The sequence below is a fragment of the Collinsella aerofaciens genome (genome assembly GCF_039758965.1).
Taxonomy (GTDB): Bacteria; Actinomycetota; Coriobacteriia; order Coriobacteriales; family Coriobacteriaceae; genus Collinsella; species Collinsella aerofaciens_BR.
On sequence record NZ_JBDMSL010000011.1, the window covers coordinates 32013 to 45485 of the forward strand.

The 13473-nt window shown below is 63.6% G+C and carries 17 protein-coding genes; 4 read left to right on the forward strand and 13 right to left on the reverse strand.

What is annotated here, in order from left to right:
- Positions 1–54 precede the first annotated feature (54 nt).
- From ABHU32_RS04810 to ABHU32_RS04835, 6 genes are all read right to left on the reverse strand, one after another.
- Positions 55–450, reverse strand: a complete 396-nt coding sequence (locus ABHU32_RS04810) for a helix-turn-helix domain-containing protein (RefSeq protein ID WP_035136573.1) — start codon at positions 448–450, stop codon at positions 55–57.
- A 448-nt stretch (positions 451–898) separates the two neighbouring features.
- Positions 899–2929: a bilirubin reductase, long form gene (gene bilR, locus ABHU32_RS04815; RefSeq protein WP_346979199.1), complete on the reverse strand. Its 2031-nt coding sequence runs from the start codon at positions 2927–2929 to the stop codon at positions 899–901.
- A gap of 716 nt (positions 2930–3645) precedes the next feature.
- Complete coding sequence (locus ABHU32_RS04820) at positions 3646–3834, reverse strand: hypothetical protein (RefSeq protein WP_346979201.1); 189 nt, start codon at positions 3832–3834, stop codon at positions 3646–3648.
- Positions 3835–3905: 71 nt separating this feature from the next.
- The gene (locus ABHU32_RS04825) at positions 3906–4145 is read right to left on the reverse strand and encodes a hypothetical protein (RefSeq protein ID WP_346979202.1); all 240 of its coding nucleotides are present in this window, start codon (positions 4143–4145) and stop codon (positions 3906–3908) included.
- 267 nt (positions 4146–4412) lie between these two features.
- Positions 4413–4724 (reverse strand): HNH endonuclease, encoded by a 312-nt coding sequence (locus tag ABHU32_RS04830; RefSeq protein WP_346979203.1) that lies wholly within the window; start codon positions 4722–4724, stop codon positions 4413–4415.
- Positions 4725–4744: 20 nt separating this feature from the next.
- Complete coding sequence (locus ABHU32_RS04835) at positions 4745–4933, reverse strand: hypothetical protein (protein WP_346979204.1); 189 nt, start codon at positions 4931–4933, stop codon at positions 4745–4747.
- 202 nt (positions 4934–5135) lie between these two features.
- Between ABHU32_RS04835 and ABHU32_RS04840 the strand changes: the two genes are divergently transcribed.
- Both ABHU32_RS04840 and ABHU32_RS04845 read left to right on the forward strand, forming a co-directional pair.
- Positions 5136–5453, forward strand: coding sequence for a hypothetical protein (locus ABHU32_RS04840; RefSeq protein WP_346979205.1), 318 nt, complete (start codon positions 5136–5138; stop codon positions 5451–5453).
- A complete protein-coding gene (locus tag ABHU32_RS04845; RefSeq protein ID WP_346979206.1) occupies positions 5450–5851 on the forward strand; it encodes a hypothetical protein in 402 nt (133 codons plus the stop codon). The genes ABHU32_RS04840 and ABHU32_RS04845 overlap by 4 nt, the downstream gene beginning before the upstream one ends.
- 43 nt (positions 5852–5894) lie before the next feature.
- On the opposite strand, the gene ABHU32_RS04850 is transcribed toward ABHU32_RS04845, so the two are convergent.
- Positions 5895–6125, reverse strand: a complete 231-nt coding sequence (locus ABHU32_RS04850) for a hypothetical protein (RefSeq protein ID WP_117847931.1) — start codon at positions 6123–6125, stop codon at positions 5895–5897.
- Positions 6126–6463: 338 nt separating this feature from the next.
- On the opposite strand from ABHU32_RS04850, the gene ABHU32_RS04855 reads away from it, so the two are divergent.
- Entirely contained in the window at positions 6464–6763 is a 300-nt protein-coding gene (locus ABHU32_RS04855; protein WP_346979208.1) for a DUF2958 domain-containing protein, read from the forward strand.
- 4 nt (positions 6764–6767) lie between these two features.
- Positions 6768–7370, forward strand: a complete 603-nt coding sequence (locus ABHU32_RS04860) for a hypothetical protein (RefSeq protein WP_346979210.1) — start codon at positions 6768–6770, stop codon at positions 7368–7370.
- Positions 7371–7841: 471 nt separating this feature from the next.
- On the opposite strand, the gene ABHU32_RS04865 is transcribed toward ABHU32_RS04860, so the two are convergent.
- The 6 genes from ABHU32_RS04865 to ABHU32_RS04890 form a co-directional block, all read right to left on the reverse strand.
- Positions 7842–8093 carry a hypothetical protein gene (locus tag ABHU32_RS04865; RefSeq protein ID WP_346979212.1) on the reverse strand — a complete coding sequence of 84 codons (252 nt, stop codon included), beginning with the start codon at positions 8091–8093 and terminating at the stop codon, positions 7842–7844.
- A gap of 38 nt (positions 8094–8131) precedes the next feature.
- Positions 8132–9100 carry a relaxase/mobilization nuclease domain-containing protein gene (locus ABHU32_RS04870; RefSeq protein WP_346979213.1) on the reverse strand — a complete coding sequence of 323 codons (969 nt, stop codon included), beginning with the start codon at positions 9098–9100 and terminating at the stop codon, positions 8132–8134.
- 10 nt (positions 9101–9110) lie between these two features.
- The gene (locus ABHU32_RS04875; protein ID WP_346979214.1) at positions 9111–11066 is read right to left on the reverse strand and encodes a type IV secretory system conjugative DNA transfer family protein; all 1956 of its coding nucleotides are present in this window, start codon (positions 11064–11066) and stop codon (positions 9111–9113) included.
- A 13-nt stretch (positions 11067–11079) separates the two neighbouring features.
- Entirely contained in the window at positions 11080–11427 is a 348-nt protein-coding gene (locus tag ABHU32_RS04880) for a plasmid mobilization protein (RefSeq protein WP_346979216.1), read from the reverse strand.
- Positions 11420–11968 carry a hypothetical protein gene (locus ABHU32_RS04885; protein ID WP_346979217.1) on the reverse strand — a complete coding sequence of 183 codons (549 nt, stop codon included), beginning with the start codon at positions 11966–11968 and terminating at the stop codon, positions 11420–11422. The genes ABHU32_RS04880 and ABHU32_RS04885 overlap by 8 nt, the downstream gene beginning before the upstream one ends.
- 266 nt (positions 11969–12234) lie before the next feature.
- A complete protein-coding gene (locus ABHU32_RS04890) occupies positions 12235–13473 on the reverse strand; it encodes a VapE domain-containing protein (protein ID WP_346979218.1) in 1239 nt (412 codons plus the stop codon).

A 13473-nucleotide genomic window follows, 5' to 3' on the forward strand; every position in this document is an offset into this window, starting at 1 on the left:
GGAGCAGTGGGGCAGCAAGAAAAATGCGCCCCTGTGGGCGCACCATCCCGTTTGCTATTCCGCCTTTTTAACGCGCGGCTTGCGACCGCGCGGCTTATCGACCAGTGCGGCCTCACCGCTCTCGCGGTACTGACGGCACCAAGCCTTGACCGAAGACTCGCTGGGAATCTTGTGCTTGATCATGGCCTCGCGAACCGTCAAGCCGTTTTCCAGACGGTCCTTAACCACAGCGAGCTTTACGTCGTACGAATAGGTGTGATGATGCGAACCGGCATTGAGAACGGCGTCGGCACCGCCCACGGCATACGCGCGGGCCCACTGACGAGCCGTGGCCTGGGGAATGCCAAGCTCCGCAGCGAGGGCGCGATGACCGACCCCCTCTTGGAGGATCTCGACGGCGCGCTGCCTAACCTCGGGCGCATGCGTGCGAGTCCTAGTTGCTTCCGACATACCTGCCACTTCTTAGCCTTAACCGTTAATCTGCCTTCTTACGTGCAAGTTAGATAGTAGCATTTTACTGTTTGCTCAAAGCAGTTAATTAAAATAGACGCGGCGTTATCTGGGCATTTGGCACCAAATTACGACATTTCTTTATCGATTATTTACGCTGGTAGCTGACTCACGGCTAATCGTCATTCGCTTGTCAACAAAATTGGCATCTCTTTATGTCCTTTGGTATAGAGGATATAGTTATTAACCCCTCCCTCAACAATTCTGAACGGTCTGCAAGGCAGCAGACGTCCTCACTCCTCATGATTAGCGCGCTTGCCATCCACCGGAGCAAAACAAAAAGGGCGGGACCTGCTGTGCTTGCAGATCCCGCCCCGGTTGACACCCGATAGGACGCAGCCGGGCGAGACAGGTCCGTGCTACCGCCCCGCCTGGCCGCGATGTTCAACTAGAGCTCGTTGGCCGCGTGATATGCCGTGCGGATGGCGCTCGCGATGTCGGCGGTGCGCTCGCCCGAGCAGTCGCCCACGCAGGTCACGGGCACCGTCACGCCGTCCAGGTCAAATGCGTTGGCCTTGGAGCCCACGGCCATCACCACGTAATCGCAGGCGATCTTCACCGGCTCCTCGGCGCCGTCCTCGGTGGTGCGAATGGCCTCCACGCCCTCTTCGGTAATGGCGGTCAGGCGGGTCTTCACGTACTGCTCCACGTTGTGCTCTGCAAAGTCGCTCATGATCAGCGGCAGAATGGTCTCGGACTCGCCCGCGGCAATCTTGTCGAGCATCTCCACGATCGCCACCTCGCAACCGTGCTGCAGCAGGTACTCGGCAGTCTCGGTGCCCACCAGGCCACCGCCAATGACGGCGACGCGGCCGCTGAGCTCCACCTTGCCGGCCAGCACGTCCCAGCTCGAGACGACCTTCTCCGAGTCGGCGCCCGGAACGGGGATGACCACGTCGTGCGCGCCCACGGCCACAATCGCGGCGTCGGCGGCGTTGAGGTCCTCAGCGGTAGCGGCATGGTTGAGCTCAACCTTCACGCCCAGGCCAGGCAGAATCTTCTCGTAGTACTCGACCGAGCGCATGATCTCGTCCTTGCGCGGAGGCGCAGCCGCCAGCACAATCTGGCCGCCCAGATGATCGCTCGCCTCGTAGACGGTCACATCGTAGCCGCGCTTGGCCGCCACGCGAGCGGCCTCCAGGCCGGCAATACCGCCGCCCACCACGGCGATCTTCTTGTCGCCCTCGCCCGGCTTAATGGCGATGGTCGCCTCATCTCCGTTCTCGGCATTGAGCACGCACGAGATGTACTTGCGGTTTTGAATCGCATCGACGCAGCCCTTGTTGCAGTTGAGGCACTCGCGGATGGGCTCACCCGTGGCGGCCTTCAGCGCAATGTCGGGGTCGCACATGAGCGACCGGCCATAGGCGATGATGTCGGCGGCGCCGTCTTCCAGAATCTTCTCGCCGGCCTCGACCGAAACAACACGGCCGACGGTTGCCACCGGCACGGAGACCAAGGCCTTGACGCGCTCGGCCACGGGCAGCGTCCAGTTGTAGGGCATGGCGCCCATGGGCGGAATGGTGTCGCCCATGTTGCCGGTGTGGTTGGCCTGTGCGACCTGGATCATGTCGATGCCCGCGCCCTCAAGCAGCTTGGCAAACTCGCAGGCCTCGTCGGGCAGCAGGCCGCCCTTGCCGCGCGGCGTGCCGTCGGGGTTCTCCATGATCACGGGGAGCTTGTACTCCACCATCAGCTGCGGCGCGGCTTCTTTAATGGCAGCGACGACCTCCAGCGCGTAGCGAACGCGGTTCTCGAACGAGCCGCCGTACTCGTCGGTGCGCTGGTTGAGGATGGCCGAGCACAGCGAACCCACCAGACGGTCGCCGTGGACCTCGATGGCGTCGATCCCGGCCTGCTGCGCGCGGGCGGCCGAGGCAGCGATGGCCTCCTTGATCTGGGTGAGCTGCTCTACGCTCGCCTCGTTCACAAAGTGCTGCATGTCGTGGTGCAGCTTGGCGTAGGCCTGATTGCGGATCTCGTTGGACTCGGCCATCTTGGCGGCAAAGGTCTCCTCGTCGCCGGCGGCCTTGGCCTCCTGCGCGGCCTTGGCGGCAGCCATGGAGCCCATGACCATGCGGCCGACACCGGGCACGTCGTACTCGGGGTGGAACAGCTGCAGCGCAACCTTGGCGCCGTGCTTGTGGACGGTGTCGGCCAGGGCCTTAAACGTGGGGATCTGGGCGTCGGTCGCCAGCTTGGGCGTGGGGCTTGCGGTCATAACGGGAGCGACGTCGCCGATGACGATGTAGCTCACGCCGCCACGGGCCAGGCGCTCGTAAAAAGCCAGGCTGCGCTCGCCGATGGAACCGTCGCGCTCCTCGTAGCCGGTGGTCAGCGGCGGGAACATAATACGGTTCTTGAGCTCAAGGGGGCCAACCGTAATTGGCTGGAGCAGCTTGGATGCAGGTGCGGTCATGAACATTCCTCTCTTGTAGGCGCGGCGGCGATGATGCCGCGTAGTTGTCTAGAGGATATGGCATGGGAATACAACAGCGCAACGGAAATCGGCGGACAGCAGGTAGCGGCAGGTGGATGGGGCAGGGCGGCCCGTCGGTTTGCCCGCCGGTTTATCTCAATCTGTAACAGTTACGCGGCAAAACCGGGTCTTACTGTTACAGATCGAGACATTCCTCTCGGCCCATCCTCAACAATCTAGATCTGTAACAGCTAGGCCCACTTTTGGCCCCTATCTGTTACAGATCGAGACAAACCAAACCCGCCTGCTAGAAAATCTCAATCTGTAACGGTTACTCGGCAAAAACCGTCCCTCGTGTTACAGATTTAGACAAACACGACCCAACCCACCGGTATATCTCGATCTGTAACACCAAGCCGCCCAAATCGGGTCTAGATGTTACAGATCGAGATTTTGTTTGAGAGGCCGAGAATTGGACCGAAAACACAGTCCCGGAATAACAAAAAAGCTCGCCGGCTAGGCCGACGAGCTGCAAGTTCTTGGTCGCGGGGGCAGGATTTGAACCTACGACCTCCGGGTTATGAGCCCGTTGGAGGCTGGCACTCATAATATACATGTGTGTTTACCTGCGGTTTTATTTGTAGATGTTTGGCGCTATTGCTCGTATTTTTCTACTCTATTTCTTCGTAAGGCGCTTTTCTTCTTCGAATCTTCGCTCAATGTGCGCAGCGGAAATGCAGCGAAACACCTCGAAATCCGATCGAAATATCGGCCTGGACTTCCAGCAAGATTGGACGTTTCTGCAAGTTGCTCAGGCGTATCCCGCCTTGCGTTTGGCATCCGAAGATATCGTGGATGCGGTCGTTCGAGACCACTTCGCCGATATTAAGGTCCTGCTCAAACATATTGTGCTCCGCCCTGCCGGGATTGAATAGCTCGCCTGAGCGCTGCGCCGCGAGCCGGCGAGGTCAATGGCCTACAGCCAGGACGATCTGGCGGCATCCCACCACTCGGCGCGGACGCGGGTGGCCGCGAGCAGGGCCCCGCACACCGCAAAGAGCTCGTAGTCCGCCAATGTCGTCGCCATCTGCATGAGCTCAGCCAGGAGATTGAGACGGTCAGCGGTGCCAAGGTCGCCGAACGCCCCGATTGCGTTCGCGATCCGGCGCGCCTCCTGGCTGATGTTCGGGCTATTAACATCCTTATCGGGGTTCATGGACATCCTTCCTCCTCGATCCCAGCCAAGAGCATAGGAATACCTGCACAGCAGACGTAAACCATAGTTTACGTTCCGGGGAAAACGCGCTGGGAAACCAAACTCGGCATCCGCCGAGATGTGCCCACGGCCCCGCGACCGGGTTGCACCTCCGCTGCGCGGCCTCATGATCGACTACGGCGTCGGCGTGAGCACGAGACAGGTCTACGAGATCAAGGCCGTTGACACCGATTTCTTCGACGAATAGCGCGTGTCTGCAACGCGCCGCTACCGTGTGCCCTTCCGCCCGTTGCATTTCGAGCAGAGCACCTGCAGGTTGGATGGAACGGTCTTGCCGCCCTTCGCGACCGGCACGATATGGTCGACGTGCAGGCCCACGCCGTCCGGCATGTATTTCCCGCATATCTGGCAGGTGTAGTTGTCCCGGCGGGCGATCTGCTCGCGCAGCTGCTTCGTCATCAGCCTTCGCTGGTTCTTGGCGTGATAGTCCCTGAGCGTCGCCTCGTCGTTGATGGCGGCGAGGCGGATACGGCGCTCGACGATCCACTCCCAGTTCACGTCAAGCTCGGAATCATCCATCGACACCTTGTAGGACGTCTTCACGTAGTTGGCCTGCCAGACACATCGAAGCGGGCCACGTAGTAGGGATACCTAAAGGGGCTCGCCAGAATCCTGCGAACCAGGACCGCGATTGCACAGACCAGGGCTATGACCAGCACGCCGAGAACGAAATAGGGCGTCAGGTCGACTATATAGTGGTACCCGTCTATCTCATAGAGCTGAGTCATGGCATTCTTCCTTCCCCAAGGATGGCAAAATGATACCAAGACGCGGGTCTTCCGGATCGCGGGCGCTTTCCACGCGATACATCCATGCCCCTCCGTCCGGACACCGCACACCGAACCCCCACACCACGTTCGCTTTACAATCAAGAACATTCGTTCGACAATGAAGCCCGTGAGATACAAACGGATGTTCGGGGGTACGCGCATGATCATGAAAAAGCACTCGCTTGCGGGAACCTGCGGCATACCCACCGATGCACAGCGCATCTACATCCCCGTGGACGCCAACGGCGCGGACGACCCCGACCACGGCCCGTCCGATCCCGTCACCATCCACTGGCCGGACGGCCGCAGTTGGAAGGTTGAGAGCATCTACGCCCGCCAGGAGTTCGGCCGCGCCATCTTCGGTAACCTCTGTGTGCGTTACGACGTCTGCATCGCGAAGCAGCGCAAAACGGTCTGGTGGGAGCACGGCGACTGGTTCGTCGAGCGCGGTGGCGGCATGGCGGTGATGCCCGAGTGATAGGCCACACAAAGGACTTCGGCGGCGGCATCACCGTTCGCGCCAACGGCGACAAGCCCGGCAGACGCGTCCATAAGCAGTACGTAGACGTCTACGCCCGCACTAACGCCGACGGAACGACGGTGCCTGTCCGCGTCTGCTGGCCGGACGGCCGCGGCTTCACGATCGACGAAATCATTCGAATAGACCCCTTCGGCGCGGTCATCCACGACGCGCAGACGGCGGTCTACACGGTGCGCTTCGGCGGCTGGACCACTCAGCTCATGCTGGAGCACTACCACAGGGAGGACCCCATTCACGGGGCAGATGACCGCCTGCGATGGTGGGTCTGGGCGTTCGAGAACACCCGCTCGAAGAACGACGTTTCCGCACCGCCTGCCGACACGCGCGTCCGGTGAACGCGGGTTGGGTCGTCATGCGGAACGCAGAGGGTGACGTCGGCTAGAGCCAAGCTCCGGTCCACTCGCTCCGGTTCCTCGTCGCCGCGAGGAGCGCACCGCATGCCGCGAGCAGTTCGTAGTCCGCGATCCTGATCCCGACCGACATGGCCTCGGCGAGGACTTCAATCCTTCTGCCATAATCCTCGATCTCGGAGAATACCCCGATACCGTCCATGAGCCGCTGAGCGGCTTCGCTCGGCCCGTCCCCCGTCGTGACATGACGTTCTTCCATGCCGAAACAATCCTCTCTATGCGAGAAAGGCGATGATAGCAGGTGCTGTTCGGGCCAGCATAAACAGCGTTTTACATTTTACGGCATCCGCCGACGGCGGCCACGGCTCCGTGGCCGGGTGATGCCTCCGCTGCGCCCTGTAAAGGCCGCTCCATGAGGCCCCGCACAAACCTCCGCTCCGCTCCGGTTGGTGGAGGCCGTCATGGAGGACCTTGACAGGCCTTCGCTCCGGCATGGCTTTGCAGGGAGCAAAGCCGACGACGACGCGCGGCGTCGCCATTCGGCTTTGCCCGCAGGGGCGAGATGTTGAGGGCCATGTGCCCGGAACGGAGGAAGACATGCAGCAGCTGATGACCGAGAAAATCGCCAAGACGGTGCCGAGGCTCTACGAGCAGGACGGGGCGGAGGACCCCACGGTCTACGCCCACTACTTCTCGTGCGTGAACGGATGGGACTGGTGGCTGCTCGAGTTCGACGGAACGGACGAGGCGTTCGGCCTCGTCGAGGGCTACGACGACGAGCTCGGCTACTTCAGCATCAAGGAGATGGAGGAGCTGAACCGCCAGATGGGGTTTGCCGCCGTCGAGCGCGACGAGCACTTCTCCCCGAAGCCGCTCAGCGCCGTCAGGAGGGGGTAGCCGCATGGTGACGGTCGAGTTCGACTCCATGGGCGAGGCGGTCCGCCTCGCCCTCGTGGCCGGGGAGTACGTGGACGGCGGCCTGGCCGTCCTCCTCCTCGACGCCACGGACCCGCGCTCCGATGGCTACATGGCCGAGTGGGGCGTGCTCACGGCGAACGTGCCGGCGGCCGCCGAGTGGTGCCGCGGGCGGGGCAACATCGCCATAGACGCCGACGCGCCCGCGGCGCTCCTCGAGGCGCTCGAGGCCGCCGGCACGGTCCGGATGGCCGACCGCTCGGCGGCGTCCGGGATGGCCCGCTACCCGCTGGCCACGGTCGCCGAGCACGCCCTCGGCGGCATGGGCGGCCTGAGCGAGACCCTCGAGGAGGCCCTCGGCTCGACGGTCGTCGTCGAGTACGAGTCGGGCGGCGACGGCGGCGCGTTCGAGGTGGGGACCGCGCCGGCGGGCTCGGCCGAGCTCGAGCGCATCATTGCCGCCGCGAGGTCCGAGGCCGACGCGCTGGCAGCCGCCGGCGGATGGGCGGCCGTCCGGGTCGGTTTCGGGGACGCCGAGACCATCGACTGCGAGACGGGCCGGACGGTCTTCACGGCCGGGGCGGAGTAGCCCCGGCCGCCGCCCGCACGGGCATGCCGGCGACGGCGTGTCCCTCGCGGCGTCTCCCAGGGACGCTTCGCGTCGTCCCCGGACCCCTGTGCGCCAAAGGGACGAGTCCCCTTGGAACCCCGGGCTGCCGCCGGCGGGCCGTGAACGGCGGGCCAATCACTCGGCTTCAACTCGCGATCGCCCCGCCGTGTCACACGCCCCGCCGGCTCTCGCTCCGGCTCCGTTCGATGGCTCCCATGGGTCGCCATCACTGCACCTCCGCTCACCTGTCCCGTTGCACTCCTGCTATTCGCCCCACGTTTCTCGGGACATGCAAGATGTGTATCTGTGCGTACGCGGCGACTTGCAGCCTCCGCGTACGCACAGATATCTTGCCCTGCGGGGCCGTCCCCCGGGCTTGCGGGACGCCTGTTGCGTTCCGGTCCCGGGAGACGAGAAGAGGGGCCAAGGCCCCTCTTCAAGATGTGCCGATTAAGCTTGTCGCTCGTTCGCCCAACCGGTATCGATGCCCGTGTCGCGCACCACGAGGACGGCCGTGTGACCGGAAGCGCGGCGCACGCGGAATCCCCCGCCATCTCCATCGACGCGGCAGAGAGCGTCGAAGAAATCCCTCCCCGCGCCATCTTGGTACCAGGGAGAATCCGGAACATTGTCGGTAAGCCTCAGCTCGGCTATGCCATCGCGCATTTTGAGCTTGGCATCGAGCTTGATGTTGATTTCCATAGCCATTACTCCTCTCGCCGGGCGCATCTCGCACCCTTCTACATTTCGTTGTCCCGGCCGTCGTCCATCGACCTCTCCGCCATCCGGTAGACGGCGGCACCGATGCCCAGGGCGTGCTGTATGCCGCCCCTCGTGAAGCCGCGACCGAGCTTGCGGCCGCTGATCGCGGCCTTCCTGACGGCGCGCCCGCGCGCATCCCTGCGGTCGTATGTCGGGCGGTACTCGAAGACGAGGTCGCGCTCCCCGAGGTTCCGGTCGCGGCTGAGGCGCATGTGGACGCCCCTCCGCTCCAAGGCCTCGTTGAGCGCGCGCATCCTGTTCGGCGCGCCGGACGCCGCGACCTCGCGAACGCTCTCGCGCACGACCCGGCGCACATGGTCCTGGTCGGTCTCGAAGCCCGGGGCTGCCTTCGAGCCGATCTCGCGGGCCCGCCGCTCGCCCCTCGACTCCTGCCGGGCGTGAACGCGGCTGTTGCGCGCCCCGCGCTCAAGCTGGGAGAGCCCCCAACGCTCGTCCATCTCGCGCATCCTCGCCGCGTGGAGGGTCTTCTGACGGGACGACCTGCCGTCGTTGAGGCGCTTTCCGGTCGAGAGGTCGGTCCGGTTGATGGCGATATGGACGGCGTACCGGTCGGTCCCGTCCTTCGAGTGCTCCAGATGGAGCGCCCACGCCGCCTCCTGGTTCGGGTAGTAGCGGGCAACCCACTCCCGGGCGAACTCCATGCAGCCATCCCTGGACATCTTTCCCCCGTTGACGTCGCACTCGTCAGGGTTGAACGCGATGATCTGGTGGTAGCAGTAGGTGCATTTCGAGCCCTTGCGGCCGGGCTCGTTGTGGCCGTAGGCCTCGCGCGTACGGTCCATCTCCCTGGCCCAGTTCTCCGGTTCGTTGAGGTTCTGCGAGTCGAAGTCGAGCGCATCGTGCTTCTCGCTCGTTCGGTCGAGATAGCCCGACAAACTCTTCATGTGCTGCGCGCTCGTGATCGCCACCTGCTTGATAGCCGTCATGTCCGTCCCCCTACTCGTCCCATGCGGCCCACTCGTCCGAAAGGGTCGCGTTGTCCTCGTCCGCCTTGAACACGTCGTCGGGCGCGACCTCGTCATCGTCCGCTCCGTTGCCGGCTTCGAACTCGGGGCACCACGGCTCCGGAACCTCGTACGCATCGCCCTCCGCTGCGGCCTTGGCACGGGTGTAGTAAGTGACCCGCTTCGCACGCTCGGCCTGCTCGTCGCCAAGCCCGAAGAACGGGCCCGCCGGGGTGCGGCTGGCGTAGTCGAGCGGGAACTCGAACACGCCCTCGCGCCCGGGCTTCGAGTTCTCACCACCTTTGACGGCGATGAGGCCGTCGCGGATGGGGATGCGCTGCTGCCACTCCCACTCGTTGATCAGGGGGACGGCCGCCTCGTTGTAGCTCGTTCCAACGGACGTGCGGCCCTGGCCCTTCTGGCTGGACGTCCCCATCGAGCGCACCGTGCGCTTTCCGACGAGCGAGGTGAAGAACTTGAAATCCTCGGGCTCCGAAAGCGACAGGGCGACCTTGGTGCCGACGGAGCCGACCAGCTTGTCGCGTCCGGCCCCGCCGTCGCCGGGTTCGTTGTACGAATTCAGCTGCTTGAGATTCTGAACGAAGAGGTATTCATGGATTCTCATGCTTCGTCCGAGTGTGGCGATGGCCGGCAGGCACGCCACCTTGACGTTAAGGTTGCCGATCTCATCGAGCACGAGAGCCGTCTCGTGCGGCATCCGGCCGCCGCTCTCCTTGCATACTTGCTGCGCCACCTGCCACCACTGGTTGAGGAAACAGGTATAGACGACGCCGTACGGGTCCCCCTCGTCGAGCATCTCGATGTACACGGCCGTCTTCCTCTCGATGAGGTCGCGGATCGACACGCTGCTCTCGGACGTCACGGCGCGGAGCGCCCCGTCCGAGAAGATGCTCAGGGCCTCCTTGAGGGTGGACACGACGTTCTTGCCCGCCGTCGTCGCCCCGCCGTCCCCGAGGAGGTCGGACGCCGGCGAGAACGCCGGGTGCGTCGGGCCGAGTCCGCGGATGTAGTCCTTGAGGGAAGCAGACGGATCCTTCGGGTCGTCGCCGGCGGTCCCGCGCTCGACGAGCGCGGCGACGCTCGTAAGGTTCTTCTGTTTACGCGGGACGTCGGCCGTGCAGACGACGAGGATGCAGGCGGCGAGCATGTTGCGCGCGGCCTTGGGGAAATAGGTGTTCTTCTCCCCGCCGAGGGGAATGAGATCGACGGCAACCTGCCGGGCAGTCCTCACTGCGGCATCGGTGTCGCCCGCCTCGACGGCATCGGCGACGAGCCCGATGGGGTTGTACCGGCTGGCACCCGGATATCCCGTCAAATCAAGGACGACGATCTCGTAGCCGAGCTCCCGCGCCTTTTCGGCCGTGAGCTCAAGCACCTCCGGTTTGCCGGTCGAGACGACGTTCCATCCGGCCGCAAGCGTCAGGTGCATTGTCTCCAGCACCTGCAGCTGGGTCTTGCCGGAACCTGTCTTTCCGCAGGTCAGAGCATGAGGCACGGACGAATCGAACCAATAACCCTTTGCTGTCGCGCCGAGGACGAGGCCGGCCTTCGCCGGCGTTCCGCGACCATCCCAGAAATCGTTAGCCCGGTTGAGCCCCGCCGCGCCCCGGACAACGTGGGCGTCGCCGTATATGCCGTCGTCGACGCTTCGGGTCCGCCCGGCGTCCTTAGCGGCCACATAGCCGAGGAGGAAGAGAAAGAGGAGGCAGAACGCGGCGAACATGAACGGGATATGGCCGAGCCATGCTCCCGAGAGCCAGAAGGCCGACCACATGTCTAAGCCGATGGAGTCGAGCCAGGAGAGCCAATCGACCGGGAGTGAATCGAAAACGCAGGAGATTACGGGTGCCGTCAGTGGATAGCATGCGACGGTGAGGGCGGCGGCGAAAGAAGCCGAAAGAACCGCGTTGAACTTGAGATCGTTCATGAAAATCCCCTTCCTATACATTCCTCGCGTCGGCAAGAAAGCCCGATACGGCATCGGCTGCGTCTCCGACCTTTACGAGCGCGGCATCGAGGAACGGGGCGATACGGCCAGGATCATGCGTGATGTGGACCTCACGCGACAGCTGATTCAGGTTGGACCCCGCTAGCCTGAGATCGCGGTACAGCAGTTTCAATGTCTCAGCGTCGGTCTCAATCACGGGCCGGTCACCGTCGACGAGCGAGCGCCTCCGCATGTACTCGCTCGCGTTCAGACCTGCCGCACGGGCGCGACGGACGATGGCGGCGCGCTCCTCGCTGCTGACCCTGACGTATACGCGCCCATCCCTCGCCTTGCTACTCATGGAACTTCCAGGCGCGTTCGAGGTCGGCACCGTATTTAGAGAGAAGGTACATGTTGCGCGGGCTCTTCACGGGCATGTGGGGCTGGAGATAGGCGGGGACGACAGCAAGAGGATCGCAGGGCACGCCGAGCTCGACGAGATACGCGGTCCGCGCGAAAGCCTCCTCCGGCCCGCTCGCGTCAATTCCGGCGGTATAGAGGATGCCCACCTGGTCGTAGTCGCCGCCTACAATGAGCTGGAGACCGCATCCGGGGACGTTGCTTCCGTTGAGTTCGGCAAAGGCCTTGGAAACCATGTAGAGAACCCCACCGCGCTCGATAAGCCTGATGCCCAGACCGTGAACGTGGACGGTTGCCGGCGAGAAGCGAATATCCGGGTCAGCCGCGCGAATATAGTCGAGGGCAGTCATGGTCGAAGTGCCAAACAGACGCTCGATGCGCGCATCAACCTCGCGTTTGAGAAGCGGGTTGGGGTAGCCGTCATGACGACGGGCGTAACCAGGGACGGGAATGCGGGCGATCTTCTCTTCGAGAGTGTTCATGAATCGTTCCTTTCTTGGAGAGGCAGACCGGTACCGGTCGGTGCCGGTCTGCAAATAACAGGTATTTCGGTTCGCTGCTGGTCGGAAGGGCGGCTCGGCATGACGGTGCCGATGGTGCCGATTGGTCGATGAAATCTATCCGGCGGTCGCCTCAACCGCACGCAAAAATCCTGGGCTTGGCGCGGCACCATCGGCACCGCGCGGAAAATCCCAGCTAACCGTAGCGTCAGCGGTGCCGGCGGCCATTGACATCGGCACCGCTGGCACTAGCGCCGGGGGTCGTAAACCCAGCACCGCTGCTTGCCGTAGGGGCCGCACTTGCGCTTTCCATCGAAGCGCCATCCAGGACACTGGTCGGTGAGGATGGCGCTGATGTCCTTGGCGAGCTTCTGCGTGAACTCCTGGCGGAGGGCGTAGTCGGCGATCTCGTGAGTGCAAACCGGATGGTCGCGATGGGCGATGAGATAGCTGTTGATGGCGTCCGTGCGCGGGTCCTCCTCGAGGAAGCCCTCGCGGCGCTTCGCTGCTTCCCCCTCCATCTCGGCCGAAAGCACCGCGCTGAAGCGCGGGTCGCCGGACTTCATCCAGTAGACGACCTCGGCCATAGCCTGGCGCGCGTCGTGGGCAAACTCAGCTGAGTGCACCGATTTCGTAGGCTCGACCGTGCCGCAGAGTACGGGGAGAAAACGGCGCGCGCCGGACGACTTCTCGGCGATGAAGCCGATGGTATTGGTCGTAGCGACGAAGACACAGCGGCGCTGGAAGTCCGTCGACCGCTTGCCGTAGGCTACGCGAAAGGTGTCCGTCTGGCGCACTAGGCCGGCCTTCACCGCCTCAAGCGAGCGGCCGCTGATTCCAGTCAGCTCGGCGAGCTCAACAACCCACTTGCCGCGCAGGGCCTCGCCCGTTGCCTTGATGTTACCGAGGTCGTAGATACTGTCGCAGAAGTAGCGGTCGTCGAGGGCGATGCGGCGCGCGAAAGTCGACTTTCCGATACCGCCACGGCCGGCAAGTACCATGGTGTAGTCGAACTTGCAACCAGGATGGAAGGCGCGCTTCACGGCACCGCAGAGAAACAGGCGCTCGATTGCAACCGTGAGCGGGGAGTCGTCCGCGCCGAGGTAGGTGTGCAGCAGGGTGCCGGCGCGCTTCTCGCCATCCCACTTGAGGCCGTCGAGCATCTGCGTCAGCGGATTGAACGAGTTACCATAGGCGACGATGGTCATGGCATGGTCGAGAGTCTTGTCGGAGCGCAGGCCAATTGTGTCCTGGAGGTGAGCATAGAGCTCGGCGTCGTCCAGCGGCGTCCAGGAGCGGACGCCCTTGACGCCGTTCCAGGGCGTGGGGCCGAGCGCGAAGGTCGCGTCGGCGAGCTCGTTGTAGGCAAGCGGAATGCCATCGGACATAATGGCCGCGACCACCTGATGAACGGTCGGGGCCTTCTTCTCCTGCGGCTGCGGCACGGGCGCGCCGGGAACGGACCGGGCATTATCTGGGGCGGCCAT

Bases quoted from the DNA above. Each gene is read 5' to 3' on its own strand.
- ABHU32_RS04810 (WP_035136573.1), bottom strand. From the start codon at position 450: ATGTCGGAAGCAACTAGGACTCGCACGCATGCGCCCGAGGTTAGGCAG.
- bilR (WP_346979199.1), bottom strand. From the start codon at position 2,929: ATGACCGCACCTGCATCCAAGCTGCTCCAGCCAATTACGGTTGGCCCC.
- ABHU32_RS04820 (WP_346979201.1), bottom strand. From the start codon at position 3,834: ATGTTTGAGCAGGACCTTAATATCGGCGAAGTGGTCTCGAACGACCGC.
- ABHU32_RS04825 (WP_346979202.1), bottom strand. From the start codon at position 4,145: ATGAACCCCGATAAGGATGTTAATAGCCCGAACATCAGCCAGGAGGCG.
- ABHU32_RS04830 (WP_346979203.1), bottom strand. From the start codon at position 4,724: ATGGATGATTCCGAGCTTGACGTGAACTGGGAGTGGATCGTCGAGCGC.
- ABHU32_RS04835 (WP_346979204.1), bottom strand. From the start codon at position 4,933: ATGACTCAGCTCTATGAGATAGACGGGTACCACTATATAGTCGACCTG.
- ABHU32_RS04840 (WP_346979205.1), top strand. From the start codon at position 5,136: ATGATCATGAAAAAGCACTCGCTTGCGGGAACCTGCGGCATACCCACC.
- ABHU32_RS04850 (WP_117847931.1), bottom strand. From the start codon at position 6,125: ATGGAAGAACGTCATGTCACGACGGGGGACGGGCCGAGCGAAGCCGCT.
- ABHU32_RS04855 (WP_346979208.1), top strand. From the start codon at position 6,464: ATGCAGCAGCTGATGACCGAGAAAATCGCCAAGACGGTGCCGAGGCTC.
- ABHU32_RS04860 (WP_346979210.1), top strand. From the start codon at position 6,768: ATGGTGACGGTCGAGTTCGACTCCATGGGCGAGGCGGTCCGCCTCGCC.
- ABHU32_RS04865 (WP_346979212.1), bottom strand. From the start codon at position 8,093: ATGGAAATCAACATCAAGCTCGATGCCAAGCTCAAAATGCGCGATGGC.
- ABHU32_RS04870 (WP_346979213.1), bottom strand. From the start codon at position 9,100: ATGACGGCTATCAAGCAGGTGGCGATCACGAGCGCGCAGCACATGAAG.
- ABHU32_RS04875 (WP_346979214.1), bottom strand. From the start codon at position 11,066: ATGAACGATCTCAAGTTCAACGCGGTTCTTTCGGCTTCTTTCGCCGCC.
- ABHU32_RS04880 (WP_346979216.1), bottom strand. From the start codon at position 11,427: ATGAGTAGCAAGGCGAGGGATGGGCGCGTATACGTCAGGGTCAGCAGC.
- ABHU32_RS04885 (WP_346979217.1), bottom strand. From the start codon at position 11,968: ATGAACACTCTCGAAGAGAAGATCGCCCGCATTCCCGTCCCTGGTTAC.
- ABHU32_RS04890 (WP_346979218.1), bottom strand. From the start codon at position 13,473: ATGGCCGCCCCAGATAATGCCCGGTCCGTTCCCGGCGCGCCCGTGCCG.